Origin of the sequence: Lactobacillus sp. ESL0791 (assembly GCF_029433255.1) — a bacterium.
Classification (GTDB): domain Bacteria; phylum Bacillota; class Bacilli; order Lactobacillales; family Lactobacillaceae; genus Lactobacillus.
Map to the genome: position 1 here is coordinate 1,732,727 of NZ_JAQTHU010000001.1, position 16,000 is coordinate 1,748,726.

30 protein-coding genes are annotated in these 16,000 nt (G+C 40.3%); 1 reads left to right on the forward strand and 29 read right to left on the reverse strand.

The window, feature by feature from the left end; translation table 11 throughout:
- Positions 1-19 precede the first annotated feature (19 nt).
- The 7 genes from PT285_RS08395 to PT285_RS08425 form a co-directional block, all read right to left on the reverse strand.
- A complete protein-coding gene (locus PT285_RS08395) occupies positions 20-856 on the reverse strand; it encodes an acetoacetate decarboxylase family protein (RefSeq protein WP_277149612.1) in 837 nt (278 codons plus the stop codon).
- A gap of 205 nt (positions 857-1,061) precedes the next feature.
- Positions 1,062-1,457 carry a 30S ribosomal protein S9 gene (gene rpsI, locus PT285_RS08400; RefSeq protein WP_277149614.1) on the reverse strand — a complete coding sequence of 132 codons (396 nt, stop codon included), beginning with the start codon at positions 1,455-1,457 and terminating at the stop codon, positions 1,062-1,064.
- A gap of 12 nt (positions 1,458-1,469) precedes the next feature.
- Complete coding sequence (rplM, locus tag PT285_RS08405; protein ID WP_277149616.1) at positions 1,470-1,913, reverse strand: 50S ribosomal protein L13; 444 nt, start codon at positions 1,911-1,913, stop codon at positions 1,470-1,472.
- Positions 1,914-2,017: 104 nt separating this feature from the next.
- Positions 2,018-2,806, reverse strand: a complete 789-nt coding sequence (gene truA, locus PT285_RS08410) for a tRNA pseudouridine(38-40) synthase TruA (protein WP_277149618.1) — start codon at positions 2,804-2,806, stop codon at positions 2,018-2,020.
- Positions 2,807-3,604 (reverse strand): energy-coupling factor transporter transmembrane component T, encoded by a 798-nt coding sequence (locus tag PT285_RS08415; protein WP_277149620.1) that lies wholly within the window; start codon positions 3,602-3,604, stop codon positions 2,807-2,809.
- Between the two features lie 4 nt (positions 3,605-3,608).
- The gene (locus PT285_RS08420) at positions 3,609-4,454 is read right to left on the reverse strand and encodes an energy-coupling factor transporter ATPase (RefSeq protein ID WP_277149622.1); all 846 of its coding nucleotides are present in this window, start codon (positions 4,452-4,454) and stop codon (positions 3,609-3,611) included.
- Positions 4,430-5,281 carry an energy-coupling factor ABC transporter ATP-binding protein gene (locus tag PT285_RS08425; protein ID WP_277149625.1) on the reverse strand — a complete coding sequence of 284 codons (852 nt, stop codon included), beginning with the start codon at positions 5,279-5,281 and terminating at the stop codon, positions 4,430-4,432. The genes PT285_RS08420 and PT285_RS08425 overlap by 25 nt, the downstream gene beginning before the upstream one ends.
- 206 nt (positions 5,282-5,487) lie before the next feature.
- Here PT285_RS08425 and PT285_RS08430 point away from each other — a divergent pair, with 206 nt between their 5' ends.
- A complete protein-coding gene (locus PT285_RS08430) occupies positions 5,488-5,688 on the forward strand; it encodes a hypothetical protein (protein WP_277149626.1) in 201 nt (66 codons plus the stop codon).
- A 185-nt stretch (positions 5,689-5,873) separates the two neighbouring features.
- On the opposite strand, the gene rplQ is transcribed toward PT285_RS08430, so the two are convergent.
- The 22 genes from rplQ to rpsC all read right to left on the reverse strand — a co-directional run bounded on the left by rplQ (position 5,874) and on the right by rpsC (position 15,989).
- The gene (gene rplQ, locus PT285_RS08435) at positions 5,874-6,257 is read right to left on the reverse strand and encodes a 50S ribosomal protein L17 (RefSeq protein ID WP_277149629.1); all 384 of its coding nucleotides are present in this window, start codon (positions 6,255-6,257) and stop codon (positions 5,874-5,876) included.
- A 28-nt stretch (positions 6,258-6,285) separates the two neighbouring features.
- The gene (locus tag PT285_RS08440; RefSeq protein ID WP_277149630.1) at positions 6,286-7,224 is read right to left on the reverse strand and encodes a DNA-directed RNA polymerase subunit alpha; all 939 of its coding nucleotides are present in this window, start codon (positions 7,222-7,224) and stop codon (positions 6,286-6,288) included.
- Between the two features lie 42 nt (positions 7,225-7,266).
- The gene (gene rpsK, locus PT285_RS08445) at positions 7,267-7,650 is read right to left on the reverse strand and encodes a 30S ribosomal protein S11 (RefSeq protein WP_277149632.1); all 384 of its coding nucleotides are present in this window, start codon (positions 7,648-7,650) and stop codon (positions 7,267-7,269) included.
- A gap of 15 nt (positions 7,651-7,665) precedes the next feature.
- On the reverse strand, positions 7,666-8,016 hold the full coding sequence (gene rpsM / locus PT285_RS08450) for a 30S ribosomal protein S13 (RefSeq protein WP_277149634.1): 351 nt from the start codon (positions 8,014-8,016) through the stop codon (positions 7,666-7,668).
- Positions 8,017-8,039: 23 nt separating this feature from the next.
- Entirely contained in the window at positions 8,040-8,156 is a 117-nt protein-coding gene (rpmJ, locus tag PT285_RS08455; RefSeq protein ID WP_003647815.1) for a 50S ribosomal protein L36, read from the reverse strand.
- 15 nt (positions 8,157-8,171) lie between these two features.
- The gene (infA, locus tag PT285_RS08460; protein WP_034980408.1) at positions 8,172-8,393 is read right to left on the reverse strand and encodes a translation initiation factor IF-1; all 222 of its coding nucleotides are present in this window, start codon (positions 8,391-8,393) and stop codon (positions 8,172-8,174) included.
- 65 nt (positions 8,394-8,458) lie between these two features.
- Positions 8,459-9,115, reverse strand: coding sequence for an adenylate kinase (locus tag PT285_RS08465; RefSeq protein ID WP_277149636.1), 657 nt, complete (start codon positions 9,113-9,115; stop codon positions 8,459-8,461).
- Between the two features lie 10 nt (positions 9,116-9,125).
- Complete coding sequence (gene secY / locus PT285_RS08470) at positions 9,126-10,421, reverse strand: preprotein translocase subunit SecY (protein ID WP_277149638.1); 1,296 nt, start codon at positions 10,419-10,421, stop codon at positions 9,126-9,128.
- On the reverse strand, positions 10,421-10,861 hold the full coding sequence (rplO, locus tag PT285_RS08475) for a 50S ribosomal protein L15 (RefSeq protein ID WP_277149640.1): 441 nt from the start codon (positions 10,859-10,861) through the stop codon (positions 10,421-10,423). The genes secY and rplO overlap by 1 nt, the downstream gene beginning before the upstream one ends.
- 23 nt (positions 10,862-10,884) lie before the next feature.
- Positions 10,885-11,070 (reverse strand): 50S ribosomal protein L30, encoded by a 186-nt coding sequence (gene rpmD / locus PT285_RS08480; RefSeq protein WP_277149642.1) that lies wholly within the window; start codon positions 11,068-11,070, stop codon positions 10,885-10,887.
- Between the two features lie 12 nt (positions 11,071-11,082).
- Positions 11,083-11,592: a 30S ribosomal protein S5 gene (rpsE, locus tag PT285_RS08485; RefSeq protein WP_277149644.1), complete on the reverse strand. Its 510-nt coding sequence runs from the start codon at positions 11,590-11,592 to the stop codon at positions 11,083-11,085.
- A 16-nt stretch (positions 11,593-11,608) separates the two neighbouring features.
- Positions 11,609-11,968, reverse strand: a complete 360-nt coding sequence (gene rplR, locus PT285_RS08490; RefSeq protein ID WP_277149646.1) for a 50S ribosomal protein L18 — start codon at positions 11,966-11,968, stop codon at positions 11,609-11,611.
- Between the two features lie 24 nt (positions 11,969-11,992).
- On the reverse strand, positions 11,993-12,523 hold the full coding sequence (gene rplF / locus PT285_RS08495) for a 50S ribosomal protein L6 (RefSeq protein ID WP_277149648.1): 531 nt from the start codon (positions 12,521-12,523) through the stop codon (positions 11,993-11,995).
- A gap of 24 nt (positions 12,524-12,547) precedes the next feature.
- Entirely contained in the window at positions 12,548-12,946 is a 399-nt protein-coding gene (gene rpsH, locus PT285_RS08500; RefSeq protein WP_277149650.1) for a 30S ribosomal protein S8, read from the reverse strand.
- 24 nt (positions 12,947-12,970) lie between these two features.
- Positions 12,971-13,156, reverse strand: coding sequence for a type Z 30S ribosomal protein S14 (locus PT285_RS08505; protein WP_046307561.1), 186 nt, complete (start codon positions 13,154-13,156; stop codon positions 12,971-12,973).
- Positions 13,157-13,168: 12 nt separating this feature from the next.
- Positions 13,169-13,711: a 50S ribosomal protein L5 gene (rplE, locus tag PT285_RS08510; protein WP_277149652.1), complete on the reverse strand. Its 543-nt coding sequence runs from the start codon at positions 13,709-13,711 to the stop codon at positions 13,169-13,171.
- A gap of 14 nt (positions 13,712-13,725) precedes the next feature.
- Positions 13,726-13,986, reverse strand: coding sequence for a 50S ribosomal protein L24 (gene rplX / locus PT285_RS08515; RefSeq protein WP_277149654.1), 261 nt, complete (start codon positions 13,984-13,986; stop codon positions 13,726-13,728).
- Positions 13,987-14,005: 19 nt separating this feature from the next.
- A complete protein-coding gene (rplN, locus tag PT285_RS08520; protein WP_277149656.1) occupies positions 14,006-14,374 on the reverse strand; it encodes a 50S ribosomal protein L14 in 369 nt (122 codons plus the stop codon).
- Positions 14,375-14,405: 31 nt separating this feature from the next.
- Positions 14,406-14,672, reverse strand: a complete 267-nt coding sequence (gene rpsQ / locus PT285_RS08525) for a 30S ribosomal protein S17 (RefSeq protein ID WP_277149658.1) — start codon at positions 14,670-14,672, stop codon at positions 14,406-14,408.
- Positions 14,673-14,690: 18 nt separating this feature from the next.
- Entirely contained in the window at positions 14,691-14,888 is a 198-nt protein-coding gene (rpmC, locus tag PT285_RS08530; protein ID WP_277149660.1) for a 50S ribosomal protein L29, read from the reverse strand.
- The gene (rplP, locus tag PT285_RS08535) at positions 14,878-15,318 is read right to left on the reverse strand and encodes a 50S ribosomal protein L16 (RefSeq protein WP_277149662.1); all 441 of its coding nucleotides are present in this window, start codon (positions 15,316-15,318) and stop codon (positions 14,878-14,880) included. Before rplP ends, rpmC begins: the two co-directional genes overlap by 11 nt.
- Positions 15,318-15,989: a 30S ribosomal protein S3 gene (rpsC, locus tag PT285_RS08540; RefSeq protein WP_277149664.1), complete on the reverse strand. Its 672-nt coding sequence runs from the start codon at positions 15,987-15,989 to the stop codon at positions 15,318-15,320. Before rpsC ends, rplP begins: the two co-directional genes overlap by 1 nt.
- Positions 15,990-16,000 lie beyond the last annotated feature (11 nt).

Genomic DNA, 16,000 nt, shown 5'->3' on the forward strand with positions numbered 1-16,000 from the left:
ACTAGTCTGCAGTTAAAAATTAAAAACTGGTAGCTTGAGAATCATAAAAGGCATGGTCAAACCTACTAGTGATAAGATAAGGTGCGATTTCATCCGAGTCAAACCGACCCAAACGCTCATATTTGCCAATAGCACTGGTTTGATAATGATACCAAGTTGCGCCCAGTGGTTTGACAACCTTGAGTTCGCCTAAAGGATCATTTTCGGTTGAAGCCAACTTAATTGTCAGTTTTCCTGGCTGAGCCTTATCAGCAACTGAATGCAAATTAACGGCAACCAACTCGAGATTATCTAAATACGCACTAGTGTCTTCACGTTGATTCCAGACATATTTAAAGAAAAATGATGTTGCATCTGAAGCTTGTTTTGTAGAAACCAATCCACCAAGAGCTGAAATAAATAAACTGTCATTCGGCTGCCCTGCTTGCCATTTTAAATCAATCAAAGTCTTGCCGTTACGGTTTACTTTGGCAAATGCCTCATTGCCAGTTCTCGTTAATTCAATCGAATCGGCAAGTTTTTTCGGCATTCCCATGCTTTCGCGGCCAGCAATTGTTGCTGCTTCCGCACCAGCACCATAAAGCAGCAACTGCAATGGGTAGGCGCCGACTTTATCTTTATAACTAACCATCACGGAAAGCATTTCTTCTAAATAAGGGTTACTAAACGTTGGTTTTCCAATATTTGCAACATAGCCACCAACAATCGGGGAAATTACTTTTAGAGGCTTAGGAATAATTTCATCTAAAACGGCTTGATCACTCTCATAAGCAAACAAAATTCCTTCTTCATCTTTCATATCTGAATTCTTAGAAAAATTCTCAATTGCATTTTTATCTACAACAAATCCTGACATTATTTTTCCTCCTAATATAATAAAATCACGTGCGTTTCATATTTTTGGAAGCGCAAACATATACATTAATAATATTACCCTATTTTCTTGTTATTTCAAGTGAATTATTTAGCAAACTTAGCTTTTTTACTAATTTAGGTAGGAAAATTAATCTACAAAAAAAGATATCCTTTCGGATATCTTTTTTACTAAACGTAAATGAAAATTAACGCTTTGAGAATTGTGAAGCCTTGCGGGCCTTCTTCAGACCTGGCTTCTTTCTTTCAACCATTCTTGGATCACGAGTTAAGAAACCTGCCTTCTTCAGTGGACCACGGAAATCTGGGTCAACTTCCAAAAGTGAACGAGCAATTCCAAGACGGATTGCACCAGCTTGACCGGAAAAGCCACCGCCGTTAACATTTACCTTAACGTCATATTGACCTTCAGTTTCTGTCAACGTTAACGGTTGTTTTAAATCCTTAACCAAGTTAGGAAATGGAATATATTGATCAACATCTTTATCGTTAACAGTAATTTTACCGTTACCTGGTACTAAACGTACACGCGCAACTGAATTCTTGCGGCGACCTGTACCTGCATATGCAACTTGTTGTGCCATTTATTTAACCTCCTAAATTAATTTGTTAATGTCTAACTGCTCAGGTTTTTGTGCTTCATGCTTGTGTTCAGCATCAGCATAAACATGCATCTTTAAGAATTCTTGGTGACCAAGCGTATTCTTGGGCAGCATGCCCTTAACCGACATTTCAACTAATTTAACAGGATTATTAGCAAGCAGGTCACCAGCAGGAGTAGCCTTGATGCCGCCACGCCAACCAGAGTGGTGGTAATAAATCTTGTCGGAAGCCTTTTTCCCAGTTAACTTCAGCTTAGCAGCGTTAATAACAATAACGTTGTCACCCGTGTCAACATTTGGTGTATATTGAGGCTTATTCTTCCCTCTCAAAATAGTAGCTACTGCTGTTGATAAACGTCCCAAAGAGACATCAGTTGCATCAATAACATACCATTTACGTTCAATTTCATTAGGTTTTGCTAATTGTGTAGTACGCAATGTAAATTCCTCCGTTTATTCGTCGTTTGAAAACAATAAGTTGCCGGGGCCTATCATGGACAAACATACTGTTCTAGATTACGTCTTTTTTGGCCAAAAGTCAATTATAAATGTTGGTCCAGCCTGTATTTCTCGGGTATTTTTTCATAAAAAACATGGTAGAGATACAAACCACTTGCTTGCGCTGTTTCCCTTACTTCCTGGCGATTCTTGCTTTTAATTATTCGTGGAAAGTCGTCAACTGGCCGCTTGCCATTACCAATCTCGAGCAGCGCAGCCACAAGAATTCGCACCATATTATAAAGAAAGCCCGAACAAATGAAATCAAAAATCAGCTCATTTTCTTTTTCATCCCTCTGGACATTAACGTAATACATTGTGCGTACCTTATTTTTAATTTGGCCACCACTTGCCGCGAAACTTGTAAAATCATGTTCGCCGAGCAAATCCTTTGCCGCAAGCTGCATTTTTCTCAAGTCAACTTGGTAAGGATAATGTCCCGTATAAAAGCGTTTGAAAGGATTAACAAATTTATCCAGGCTAACCCGGTAACGATACCATTTTCCCGTAGTGCTGTAACGAACATGAAAGTCATTTGCCACGATTTCTGAATCCGTAAACTCAACATCCAGCGGCATCATTGAGTTAAGTGCATACAACATCCTTTCAGCCGGAATAATATTTCCCGGGTAATCAAAATGAATTACCTGACCTAGGGAATGAACTCCAGCATCGGTTCTGCCCGACCCTTCAACCTTCACATATATCCCCTTGGTCATCTTCTTGAGGGCTGTCTCGATTACTCCCTGAACCGTGCGCTGCTTCGGCTGGGCTTGAAAGCCATGAAAAAAGTGCCCGTCATAGGCTACTGTCATCTTATATCTCGTATTCATTTACCGTGTCCTAAACAGAACTAATAATAAAATCAGTACAACAAAAAAGACCAAATTATACAAATCATATTTTGACCACCGCAATATGCGGAAGCGGCTTCTACCAACGTCGCCACGATAGCCGCGCGACTCCATTGCTGTTGACAGATCAACCGCTGTTTCCAAAGAATTAATAAATAAGGGAACAAGTAACGGTGTAATCGCCTTGGCTCTTTTTATCAAGCCTCCATTATTAAAATCGGCGCCCCGTGAACGCTGGGCGTTCATTATTTTGAAAGTCTCATCAAATAAGGTGGGAACAAAGCGCAATGCAATCGACATAACCAGGGCAATCTTATCTACCGGAACCTTGACCCACTTTAGCGGCGTCATAATCCACTCCATCGCGTCCGCAATCTGCAGCGGCATCGTAGTAACTGTCATCACCGTTGAAATCAGAATAATTAATGTAAAACGAATAAAAATGTAAATTGCATTAGTTATCCCGTAGCTTGTCAATGAAAAAATTGTCCACTGCCAGTAAACAGTTCCGCCCGTGGTAAAGAACAACTGCAGGAGCGAAGTAAACAAAATCAGCCAAATCAGCGGCTTAACCCCATCCCAAAAAACTTTCGGCTTCAGCTTAGTTGCAGCAACTGCAGCAATGGTAAAGGCCGTAATGATTCCGTATGTAAGCCAATTATTTGCCAAGAAGATAATAAAAATGAAAAAAATCGTCGCCAGCAGCTTGCCCCGTGGGTCCATTTTATAAACAAGTGAATTACCAGGTAAATAACGACCAATCAGAATTTTACTCACAAACTCATCCCTTTAAATTTTCTTCAATACCTTTGACTAGTTCTGCCCGTGTTAACGGTGGCTTAGTAAAAACAAAATTTTTTAACTGTGCGGCAAACAATGACGCCCGCGGCTCATCCAAATGATGTTTCTGCAGCCATGAGCGGTCCTTAAACACTTCCTTGGGTGCGGCGTGTTTAATCAACCTGCCCTGCTCAAGCACCAGAACATCATCGGCATAATTGGCAACATCGTCCATATTGTGAGTTACCAAAATAACGGTATGCCCTTCTTGCTGATAATTCGCAAACAGTTGCATCATCTGCTTTCTTGCCAACGGATCAAGACCGGCAGCCGGCTCATCAAGGCAAAGAATATCCGGCTCATAGGCCAGCACCCCGGCAATCGCTACACGACGCATCTGCCCGCCAGATAGTTCAAAGGGCGAACGCTCAGCGATCTCATTGGGCAATCCAACTTTTTTCAACCATTTCCAAGCAACTTCTTTTGCCTGCTCATCTGTGTAACCAAAGTTTTTGGGACCAAAGGCAATATCCGCAAGCACGCTATTTTCAAATAACTGGGCTTCCGGAAATTGAAAAACGAGGCTAACATGCTTGCGCAAATCATGAAGATTTTTATTGGCTGTCGTTGGTTCAATTGTTGTCCCTGCAATTTCAATCCTGCCGGATGTTGGTTTCAATAAGGCATTAAAGTGCTGCATCAGCGTGGATTTGCCGCTGCCCGTGTGACCAATGATCGCAATGAACTGCTTATCCTTAAGTTCAAAACTGATATTGTCAAGACCCTTTTCTTCCATCGGTGAACCAGGAGAATAGACATAATTTACTTTGCTGAATTTAATTGACATAAATAATTTACCAACTCTTTTTCTGAACCAACGGATGCGGGAATCGCGGTGCCAGCTTTCACCAATTCTTCCTTTACCTGTGCTGCAAACGGAACGTCTAAGCCAAGCTCCCTTAACAATTCTCCTTTATTAAAAACCGCACGCACACTGCCCTGATCAACAATTTTACCATCGTTCATGACCATAATTTGGTCAGCCAAGCTGGCCTCATCAATATCATGAGTAATCGAAATTACGGTTAAGCCGGCCTCCTGATTCATGCGTTTAACAATTTCTAAGATTCTTGTGCGGCCCTCAGGATCAAGCATCGCTGTTGCCTCGTCTAAAATAATTATTTGGGGATTAATGGCTAATATGCCGGCAATCGCCACTCGCTGTTTCTGACCGCCCGACAAACTTTCAGGCTCCGCGTTAAGATACTTGGTCATTCCAACTTCATTAATCATTTCCGGAACAATTTTCAGCATTTTTTCTCTGGGCACGCCGCGGTTTTCTAAGCCAAAGGCAACATCATCAGCTACGGTTGCGCCAACAAACTGGTTATCGGGATTTTGAAAAACAATTCCAATCCGATTACGAACTTCCCAAACGGTTTGTTCACTTAACTTGATGCCATCAACCTCAATTGAAGATTCTGCCGGATTATCTACCACTAGTAAACCATTAAGAAGCCGCGTCAGCGTCGACTTGCCGCTGCCGTTATGACCAATGATTGCGGTCCACGAACCGCGTTTAATATTAAAACTCACATCATCAATTGCCGCTTCTTGAGCCTCGGGGTATGTAAAGGTAATATCTTTTACACTAATAATGTTGTCATCTGCCATTTTTTCACCGCCCTATAATCTTATCTATTGTACCAAAAAACACCACAAAATTGTGGGGTTAACTGGCTTTCCAACCATATTCTTGTACAAAAAATATTAAATAGTTTAAATTATATTATTCTTAATCGATTCACAATGTGATCTTAAGCACTTTATAACTTGTAATCGCTAAACTAACATGAAAATATTAATCTAGGAGGATTATTATGGGATTTGATTTAATGATCTTATCGTTAATCATTGGACTTACCTGTGTTTTTTTGGCAACCAAAAAGATACACAAAAAATCTTGGAAATGGCTATTTATGATAATTGGCATTCTTGCTCTGATAGCTTTCTTAACACTGTTATTCGCACCTGGCTTTTCACACCATGTGTACGACTTGCTGTACAATCATTTTCATTAAATTTAAACTTTTAGTTTGCTAAGCAGGAAAATGCCCTGTTTAGCAATTTTTTTGCAAAAAAAATCACCCATGAAGAGGGATAATTTTCATTATCTAAGCTAGACTAAACTTTCGTCATCATCTCTACGCTTATTCTCACTTTCACGGATAATTCTTAATAGCTATTAAGTTGTGATTATTCTAAATTAAACTAATTCCAAAATAACCATCGGAGCGCCATCGCCCTTACGAGCCAATGCCAACTTCATAATTCTGGTGTAACCACCATTGCGATCTTTGTAACGAGGTGCAATATCACTGAATAATTTTTGCAATGCTGATTTAACAACAACTGCATCTTTTTCTTCGTGAATATCTGCAATTTCATCACGCACATAAGCTGCAGCTTGTCTTCTGGCAGCTAAATCTCCCCGCTTACCTAAAGTTATCATCTTTTCGGCAGTTTTACGGATTTCTTTTGCACGTGTTTCAGTAGTCACAATGCGTTCATTGATAAATAATTGAGTAGTCATTTCTCTCAGCATTGCTTTTCTATGTGCACTATCGCGACCTAATTTACGGTATGCCATCAATTTACCTCCTTTATACCTAGTTAAATTAATCTTCTTGACGAAGTGAAAGTCCTAAATCAACTAATTTGTTTTTGACTTCTTCTAATGACTTACGTCCCAAGTTGCGCACACGCATCATATCTGCTTCGGTCTTATCAGTTAACTCCTGCAGCGTATTAATGCCTGCACGTTTCAAACAGTTATACGAACGAACTGAAAGATCAAGCTCTTCGATGGTCATCTCAAGCTTCTTTTCCTTCTGATCGTCTTCCTTTTCAACCATTACATCTTCAAACTCGGTAGTTGCATCAGCAGTTTCAAACACTTTAAAATGTTCCACTAAAATTTTGGCAGCGAAACTAAGGGCATCATTAGGCTTAATAGAACCATTGGTCCAAATTGTCAGGGTAAGCTTATCAAAATCATCCCTTTTACCAACACGAGCTGATTCAACCTGATAATTGACTTTTTCAATCGGTGAAAAAAGCGAATCAACTGGAATCACACCAATCGGCATTTCATCACTCTTGTTGTCACTAGCCGCAACGTAGCCACGACCATTTTTAATTGCAATCTGCATATGTAAATGTCCACCATCAGCAATTGTACAAATATACTGATCTGGATTTAAAATCTCTACATCCGCATCAACTTTAAGATCGTCGGCAGTTACAGTAGCCGGACCTTCAACGTCTAATTCAATAACCTTTTGTTCATCTGAATGACACTTTAATTCAAGTTTTTTCAGATTCAGAATCATCTTGGCTACATCTTCTCTGACGCCAGGAACCGTTGAGAATTCATGTAAGACACCATCAATTTGAACATAAACAAGCCCAGTACCGGTAATCGATGTCAGCAAAACTCTACGCAACGAGTTGCCTAAAGTAGTACCAAACCCCCGTTCAAGTGGTTCAATAACAAATTTACCATAAGTATCTTCTTGATCAATTATAGTAATATTTGGTTTTTCAAATTCAATCATTACTAGGCCCCCTTCAAAACGTAACGTCCTTTAAGAACTAAATTAAACACGGCGACGTTTTGGTGGTCTGGAACCATTATGTGGGACCGGTGTAACATCACGAATTGCAGTGATCTCAAGACCTGCTGCCTGCAATGCGCGAATAGCTGATTCACGACCTGAACCAGGACCTTTAACTGAAACTTCAATATGTTTCATTCCTTGATCCATTGCACTCTTAGCTGCGGCTTCAGCAGCCATTTGAGCAGCAAATGGCGTTGATTTACGGCTACCCTTAAAGCCCAGTGCACCAGCTGAAGACCAGGCAACTGCATTACCTTGAACGTCAGTAATCATGACTAAAGTATTATTAAACGTAGAGTGAATGTGAGCAACGCCCTTTTCGACATGCTTCTTCACACGACGCTTACGTGCTGTTTTAGGCATCAATAAACCTCCTTATTATTTATTCTTTTTACTGCCCTTACGAGTACGGGCATTATTTTTAGTGTTTTGACCGCGAACCGGTAAGCCGCGGCGGTGACGCATACCACGATAAGAGCCAATATCAACTAAACGCTTGATATTCATGCTGACTTGACGACGCAAGTCACCTTCAACACGGTACTTATCAACCTCTGTACGTAACTTTTCCTGGTCTTCTGGCGTCAAATCTTTTGAACGAATGTCCTCAGAAACACCGGAATCTGCACAAATCTTTTTAGCTGTTGGTTCACCAATACCATAAATGTATGTCAGAGCGACAACTATTCTTTTATCTCTTGGTAAGTCAACACCAGCAATACGTGCCATAAAATTGCACCTCCTAAATTTATTTAACCTTGACGCTGCTTGTGCTTAGGATTTGCAGAGCAAATAACCATCACACGGCCATGTCTTTTTATAATCTTACAATGTTCACACATTGGTTTAACAGATGGTCTAACCTTCATGTTTACCTCCGTTATTTATTTGATAAACCGATACGTAATTCTACCTTTAGTCAAATCGTATGGCGAAAGTTCCACAGTAACACGGTCGCCTGGCAGAATTCGAATATAATGCATCCGAATTTTACCAGAAACATGTGCTAAAATAACTGCGCCATTTTCCAATTCAACTTTAAACATAGCATTAGGCAAAGTATCAACCACTTTGCCTTTTACTTCAATGACATCATCTTTTGCCAAAGTTGTTCCTCCGCAATTAAACAGTCATACTTTGAAATTATAACACGGAACAATAATTATACCAATTACTGTTGTTTATCAAGAACCGCGCTTATATCTTCAAAGACCTTTTTTGGAGTTTGTTCACCATTAATCACAGTCAACAAACCCTTCTTTTCATAAAAGTCCTTCAATGGGGAATTCATTTTTTCATTTACTTCAAGCCGATTCTTAACTACTTCCGGCTTGTCATCTTCACGTTGATAAAATTCATGGCTGCCGCAGCGATCACAAGTATTTGCAACTTTCGGCATCTTGGAAATCTTATTATATGTGGCACCACACTTTTTACACATGAAACGGGCTGACAAACGGTCGATTAAAGTCTGCTCTTTTACCTCAAGGGAAATGACACTTGTCAAAGGCTTATTAAGCCTCTGCGTAATTCCCTCTAATAATTCAGCCTGCACAGTTGTCCGCGGAAAGCCGTCTAAAATAAACCCCTCTTTAATATCAGGTTGACTTAAACGCTCCTCAACAAGTTTGGCAGTTACTTCATCCGGCACCAAATTACCCTTGTCAATGTAACTTTTAGCTTCAAGACCAACCTTGGTCTTGTTAGCCATTGCTTCTCTAAACATATCCCCAGTTGAGATATGAGTTAGGTGATATTTATCAACAATTTGTTCTGATGCCGTGCCTTTGCCAGCACCTGGCAAACCTAAAAGAATTAAGTTAATCATTTATCCGTTCCTATCTAATGAATCCAACGTACTCACGTTTCATCAACAAACCGTTGATTTGCCGTGACAATTCAAGAACAACCCCGATAACAATCAGAAGACTCGTTCCACCCAAACCAATTGAGCTTGGTAGTCCCCAAAAGTTAGTAGCGAGCTGTGGTAACAAGGCAACTAAACCCAAGAAAACTGACCCAACAGTCGATAAACGCATCAATAGCTTAGAAATATAATCTTGAGTATCTTGTCCCGGCCAAATGCTTGGAATGTACGCACCCTGCTTTTGCAAGTTCTTGGCTAGCTTCTCCGGATTAACCTGAACAAAAGCATAGAAGAATGTAAATAAAATAATTAGCAGGGTATAGATGATAACTCCAGGCGTGGTCTGCAAACTAAAGATATTAGTCATTACTTGGTACCATTGCTGATCGCCTTGGGACTTCTGAAAAAGCAGCAAAATTGTTGCTGGTGTAATAATAAACGAACTCGCAAAAATTACCGGAATAACTCCTGAAACATTAACCTTTAACGGCAAAAAACTTTCAGAACCGCTGACCGTCGCCCTCCTCGTGTATTGAATTGGAATACGACGGTCTGCTTGTTCCACCCAGGTAACTAATTTTGTTACAATCAAAACTGCAACAATAATCGCGATGAAGAACAAAATTCCTTGCCAACGATCACTAGCATTATTATTAATAATCTCATCTTTATAGATTTGCCACATACCCGCAGGCAGTCTAGCAATGATCCCAGCAAAAATTATCACTGAAACACCATTGCCAAGCCCCTTATCGGTAATTTCATCGCCTAACCAAGTTAGCATCATCGTACCCGCGGTCATAATGATTGCGATTTGAATATAAGACTGCGGGGTTTGCGACTTGACCAGACCCATTTGGGTTAGCGCATTAAAGCCCAGCGTAATCCCAATACTTTGGAAAAAGGCAACAACTAATGCCAAATACCTTGTAACCTGATTAGTTTTGCGCCGGCCAACTTCTCCCTGCTTGCCCCATTCAACTAAGACGGGAACAATGTCCATCTGCAACAACTGTATAACAATTTGCGCAGTAATGTATGGAGAAACTCCTAAAGAAAAAATTGAATAATTATCTAGCCCACCACCGGATACTGTATCCAGCATTGGCACTAACCCAGTTTGTGCAACCTGTGTGATCGCTTTTGCATTAACACCTGGTACGGTGATATTCGCACCGATGCGATACAACAATAGAATAAAGAGCGTAAAATAAATTTTATTTCTAATTTCCTTATCCTTAAAGGCGTTCTTCAAGGTCGAAAACATTAGATCACCTCAACAGTTCCGCCAGCGGCTTCAACTGCTTTCTTTGCAGCTGCGGAAACTTTATTAACCTTTACGTTTACTTTGACTTTTAGTTCACCACTAGCAAGTAATTTAACACCTGATAAATCTTTCTTTACCAGACCGTTTTCTTTCAGATTAGCAACAGTTACTTCACTGCCGTCTTTAAACTTGTTAAGGTCATCTAAATTGATAATTGAATATTCCTTACGGTTAATGTTCTTAAACCCACGCTTAGGCATAGTTCTGAAAAGCGGCATTTGCCCACCTTCAAATCCCAAACGGGTGTGACCGCCTTGACGAGACAATTGTCCCTTTTGTCCACGGCCAGAAGTTTTTCCATAACCACTTGAAGTTCCCCGACCAACGCGTTTCCTAATCGAACGTGAACCTTCAGCAGCATGTAATTCATGAAGCTTCATTAATTCGGCACCTCCTTGACTAATTATTTATTAATCTCTTCAACAGAGATCAAGTGAGCAATTTTCATTAATGCACCACGAGTAGCTGCATTGTCTGGTAAAACAGCAGTACTACTTACTCGGCCTAAACCAAGAGCCTTTACAACTTTTTTCTGGTTAGGCAGACGGTGCGCAACACTTCTAATTAAAGTAACTTTTAAATCAGTCATCTATAATTCTCCCTAATCTAAACTCGTTGCGTGACGCAGTTTTTCAACTTCCTCACTGGTTCTAAGCCGCTTCAGGCCGTCCATTGTGGCACGAACAACATTAATTGGTGTGTTTGAACCAAGTGATTTTGAAGTCACGTCAGTAATTCCGGCCATATCCATAACGATACGAACGGCACCACCGGCGGCAACACCAGAACCTGCAGGAGCCGGTTTAAATAAAATACTACCTGAACCATAGTGACCAATTACTTCGTGCGGAATGGTTGTGCCGACCTTAGGAACGTTGATCATATGCTTCTTGCCATTTTCAACGGCCTTACGGATTGCTTCTGGAACTTCTTGAGCTTTACCAGTACCAAAGCCTACACGACCCTTTTTGTCGCCAACAACTACTAGGGCAGCAAATCTCATCCGCTGTCCACCTTTTACAACTTTAGTAACGCGGTTGATTGCTACTAACTGATCTTCGATATCGTCTTTATTCTTACGATTATTGCGAGAATCGTTGCGGTTTGCCATGTATATTCTCCCTTCCCTAGAAATCTAATCCGTTTTCGCGAGCGGCATCTGCCAAAGCTGAAATACGGCCGTGGTATAAATAACCACTTCTATCAAATACAACAGTTGAAATATTCTTAGCTTTTGCTGCTTCAGCGATTGCTTTACCAACAGCCTTAGCTTGATCTACTTTGGTATCATCCTCAGAAATGGACTTATCCAAAGTTGAGGCACTTGCTAGCGTTACACCCGCTACGTCATCAACTAATTGCGCGTAGATGTTTTTGTTAGAACGAAAAATACTTAAGCGTGGGCGCTCAGCAGTACCAGAAATACGACTACGAATACGTTTGTGACGCTTTAAGCGTAATTTGTTTTTATCTGGTTTTGAAATCACAATTTCACCTCAAAAATTTATAAACTATTTACCAGTCTTACCTTCCTTACGACGTACGTATTCGTTTGTGTAACGAATACCCTTGCCCTTATATGGCTCTGGTGGACGTATGTCGCGGATTTCAGCTGCAAATTGACCAACATTTTGTTTTGAAATACCTTCTACTTCAATATCTGTAGCAGAAGTTGTTTTAACTGTAACACCTTTTGGTGCAGTTAAAATAACAGGATGTGAGTACCCAACATTCAAAGTTATCTTGTCGCCCTGTGCTTGTGCACGGTAACCAACACCGACTAACTTCAAAGTTTTCTTATATCCGTTAACTACTCCTTCGATCATTGATGCTAAATTTGCTCTTTCAGTACCATGAAGTGGTTTATCATTTTCATTTGAACGTGAAAAGTTAATTTCATTGTCTTTTTGTGAAAAAGTAATGATCGGGTCGAAATATCTAGTTAACTCACCCTTTGGACCCTTGACAGTAATGTCGTCACCTTTTTTGGTAACTGTGACACTGTCAGGAACCACAATTGTCTTTAAACCGATACGGCTCATTGATTGTTCTCCTTTCTGTCAGAATTACCAAACATAAGCGACAACTTCGCCGCCAACGCCTTTTTGTCTAGCTTCCTTGTCAGTAATTACACCGGCAGAAGTAGAAACGATGGCAATACCCAAGCCGTTAAGAACTTTAGGTAAGTTTTCAGAATTAACGTAGTTTCTAAGACCAGGCTTAGAAATTCTCTTTAATCCTGAAATGACACGCTCGCCGTTTGGACCGTACTTCAAGAAAATTTTGATAATGCCCTGCTTATTGTCATCAGTAACTTCATAATCACGGATAAAGCCTTCGCGTTTCAAAATTTCTGAAATAGATTTTTTAATATTTGATGCAGGTACCTCAACAGAATCATGTTTTGCCGTGTTGGCATTTCTAATTCTAGTCAAGTAATCTGCAATCGGATCTGTCATGACCATTTATGCTATCCTCCTAACCGTTCACTACCAACTAGCCTTTTTAAGACCAGGAATTTGACCCTTGTGTGCCAAATCTTTCAAGCAGATACGGCATAAACCGAATTTACGGTACACAGAGTGTGGGCGTCCACATCTCTCACAGCGTGTATATTCACGTGAAGAGAACTTAGCAGGACGATGATTTCTAATTTTTTGTGATGTCTTAGCCATTAATGTCCTCCATTATTTTGCAAACGGCATACCAAACTGACTCAGAAGTTCATGTGCTTCTTCATCGGTATTAGCAGTAGTAACGATAACAACATCTAATCCTCTAGTACGGTTAACTTTATCGAAGTCAATTTCTGGGAAAATCAATTGCTCTTTAATACCCAAAGTATAGTTGCCGCGGCCATCAAATGAACGACTTGAAACACCTCGGAAATCACGAACACGCGGAAGCGAAACATTGATTAACTTGTACAAGAAATCATACATTCTGTCGCCTCTAAGTGTTACCTTGGCACCAATTGACATTCCTTCACGTAGACGGAAGTTGGCAATTGATTTCTTCGCTTTAGTAATCAAAGGCTTTTGTCCAGAAATCAAGGTTAATTCCTCAACTGCTTCATCTAAGTTCTTCGCATTTGAAACAGCATCGCCAACGCCCATATTCAAAACGATCTTTTCAATTTTAGGAACTTGCATGCTTGAATCATAGTTAAACTTGGTCATCAAAGCAGGAGCAACCTTTTCTTTGTATTCTTTAACTAAATAACTTGCCATTTGTATCCTCCCCTCTATTTCTTCTCTTTCTTATCTTCTTTTTTGTTATTTTCGGCTTTAGTAATGACTTTTACATTTGATGCGTGAATTGAGCCTTCAGATTCAACCACGCCACCATTTGCATTACTTTGTGAAGGCTTTTCATGTTTCTTGATCACGTTAACGCCCTTAACCACTACCCGGTTCTTTTTAACGTTAACAGACAGAACAGTACCTTCTTTGCCTTTATCTTTTCCGGCAATAATTTTTACCTTGTCACCAGTCTTAACAAACATCAGTGCACCTCACTTACAATTATATGACTTCGGGAGCAAGAGAGACGATCTTCATAAAATCGTGCTCACGTAACTCACGTGCAACTGGTCCAAAGATACGAGTACCGCGTGGACTCTTATCTGCGTTAATAACTACTCCAGCATTTTCGTCAAACTTTATGTACGAACCATCTTCGCGCCGTGCGCCTGATTTTGTTCTAACGATAACAGCTTTAACGACGTCACCTTTTTTGACAACGCCACCTGGTGTTGCTTGTTTAACAGTTGCCACCACAATATCACCAATATTACCGGTCTTACGTTTAGATCCACCTAAGACTCTAATAACTAAAAGTTCTCTGGCACCAGAGTTATCAGCAACTTTCAAACGGGTTTCGTTTTGAATCACTGTGTAATCCTCCCCTCACTAAATCCGCAAACTAAACAGATTTTTTAACAATTTCAACTAAACGGAAGCGTTTTGTACGAGATAATGGACGAGTTTCCATGATACGAACAGTATCGCCAACTTTAGCTTCATTATTTTCGTCTTGTGCATAATATTTCTTGGAATATCTAATGCGCTTCTTGTAAACAGGGTGATTCTTATAAGTATCAACTACAACCGTAATTGTTTTGTCCATCTTATCAGAAATTACGCGCCCTTGATATACGTGACGATGATTTCTTTCGATTGATTCGCTCAAGTTAATAACTCCCTTCCACTAATTTTCTTCTAACGCTTTTTCGCTAAGAATTGTTTTAATTCTTGCGATATTTTTGCGGACTTTGCCGAGACGAGCGGTATTTTCTAATTGACCCGTTGCTTGTTGGAAACGCAAGTTAAAAAGTTCTTCTTTATATTGCTTTTCCTTGTCTAACATCTGATCAGTAGTTAACTCTCTGATATCCTTAGCCTTCATTAGAATTGCCACCTACTTCCGAACTTTTAGTAACAAACTTACATTTGATTGGCAATTTGGTTGAAGCAAGACGCAAAGCTTCACGCGCTGTCGCTTCATTAACACCGCCAATTTCAAACATGATTTTTTCTCTTTTGACTACAGCTACCCAGCCTGCAGGTGCACCTTTACCAGAACCCATCCGGACACCAACACCTTTAGCAGTGTATGATTTTTGCGGGAAAATTCTAATCCAAACTTTACCACCACGCTTCATGTACCGAGTCATGGCAACACGGGCTGCCTCAATTTGTTGAGTAGTGATCCAGTGCGATTCGAGAGCTTGTAAGCCGTATTCACCAAAGGCAATCGTTTTACCGCCCTTAGCGGCACCACGCATCTTCCCACGGAATTCACGACGGTGCTTTACTCGCTTTGGTATTAAAGGCATTATTCATTTCCTCCCTTCACTGCTTTTGCATCTTTTTTGTTCTTAGAAGGCAATACTTCACCACGATTAATCCAAACTTGGACACCGATTTCACCGTATGTCGTGTAAGCATTAACCCATGCATATGCAATATCAGCTCTTAAGGTCTGTAATGGAACCCGGCCTTCAGTATGCCACTCTCTACGTGCCATATCAGCTCCGTTCAAACGGCCAGAAGTTTGTACCCTGATTCCCTTAGCGCCGGCACGCATTGTTCTTTGCGTTGCTTGACGGATCGCACGTCTGAAAGCAATCCGGGCTTCCAATTGACTAGCAATACTGTCAGCAACTAACTTAGCATCAAGATCCGGCTTTTTAATTTCAACAATGTTGACGTGCACTTGTTTCTTGGTTAAAGCATTCAGTTGCTTCCTCAAAGCTTCAACTTCGACACCGCCTTTACCAATGACCATACCCGGTTTTGAAGTATGAATTGAAACATTGATCTTGTTAGCGGCACGTTCTATTTCTATAGTAGAAACAGAGGCATCTTTTAATTTCTTCGAAATGAACTTTCTAATCCGAATATCTTCATTTAAAGTTTCTTTATATCCTCTGTCAGCATACCATTTTGATTCCCAGTCACGAATGACACCTAGACGGAAACCATTTGGGTTAATTTTTTGACCCATTAATATACCTC

Coding starts and splice junctions, on each gene's coding strand:
- secY (WP_277149638.1), bottom strand. CDS start 10,421: ATGTTTTCGACCTTGAAGAACGCCTTTAAGGATAAGGAAATTAGAAAT.
- rplX (WP_277149654.1), bottom strand. CDS start 13,986: ATGTTTGTTAAGACTGGTGACAAGGTAAAAATTATTGCCGGAAAAGAT.
- PT285_RS08440 (WP_277149630.1), bottom strand. CDS start 7,224: ATGATTGAATTTGAAAAACCAAATATTACTATAATTGATCAAGAAGAT.
- rpmC (WP_277149660.1), bottom strand. CDS start 14,888: ATGAAGGCTAAGGATATCAGAGAGTTAACTACTGATCAGATGTTAGAC.
- rplO (WP_277149640.1), bottom strand. CDS start 10,861: ATGAAGCTTCATGAATTACATGCTGCTGAAGGTTCACGTTCGATTAGG.
- PT285_RS08505 (WP_046307561.1), bottom strand. CDS start 13,156: ATGGCTAAGACATCACAAAAAATTAGAAATCATCGTCCTGCTAAGTTC.
- rplP (WP_277149662.1), bottom strand. CDS start 15,318: ATGCCTTTAATACCAAAGCGAGTAAAGCACCGTCGTGAATTCCGTGGG.
- PT285_RS08430 (WP_277149626.1), top strand. CDS start 5,488: ATGGGATTTGATTTAATGATCTTATCGTTAATCATTGGACTTACCTGT.
- rpsM (WP_277149634.1), bottom strand. CDS start 8,016: ATGGCACGTATTGCTGGTGTTGACTTACCAAGAGATAAAAGAATAGTT.
- rpmD (WP_277149642.1), bottom strand. CDS start 11,070: ATGACTGATTTAAAAGTTACTTTAATTAGAAGTGTTGCGCACCGTCTG.
- rplF (WP_277149648.1), bottom strand. CDS start 12,523: ATGAGCCGTATCGGTTTAAAGACAATTGTGGTTCCTGACAGTGTCACA.
- rpmJ (WP_003647815.1), bottom strand. CDS start 8,156: ATGAAGGTTAGACCATCTGTTAAACCAATGTGTGAACATTGTAAGATT.
- PT285_RS08465 (WP_277149636.1), bottom strand. CDS start 9,115: ATGATTAACTTAATTCTTTTAGGTTTGCCAGGTGCTGGCAAAGGCACG.
- rpsH (WP_277149650.1), bottom strand. CDS start 12,946: ATGGTCATGACAGATCCGATTGCAGATTACTTGACTAGAATTAGAAAT.
- truA (WP_277149618.1), bottom strand. CDS start 2,806: ATGAATACGAGATATAAGATGACAGTAGCCTATGACGGGCACTTTTTT.
- rpsK (WP_277149632.1), bottom strand. CDS start 7,650: ATGCCTAAAACAGCACGTAAGCGTCGTGTGAAGAAGCATGTCGAAAAG.
- PT285_RS08395 (WP_277149612.1), bottom strand. CDS start 856: ATGTCAGGATTTGTTGTAGATAAAAATGCAATTGAGAATTTTTCTAAG.
- PT285_RS08420 (WP_277149622.1), bottom strand. CDS start 4,454: ATGTCAATTAAATTCAGCAAAGTAAATTATGTCTATTCTCCTGGTTCA.
- rpsE (WP_277149644.1), bottom strand. CDS start 11,592: ATGGCAAACCGCAACGATTCTCGCAATAATCGTAAGAATAAAGACGAT.
- PT285_RS08425 (WP_277149625.1), bottom strand. CDS start 5,281: ATGGCAGATGACAACATTATTAGTGTAAAAGATATTACCTTTACATAC.
- rplE (WP_277149652.1), bottom strand. CDS start 13,711: ATGGCAAGTTATTTAGTTAAAGAATACAAAGAAAAGGTTGCTCCTGCT.
- rpsI (WP_277149614.1), bottom strand. CDS start 1,457: ATGGCACAACAAGTTGCATATGCAGGTACAGGTCGCCGCAAGAATTCA.
- rpsC (WP_277149664.1), bottom strand. CDS start 15,989: ATGGGTCAAAAAATTAACCCAAATGGTTTCCGTCTAGGTGTCATTCGT.
- rplQ (WP_277149629.1), bottom strand. CDS start 6,257: ATGGCATACCGTAAATTAGGTCGCGATAGTGCACATAGAAAAGCAATG.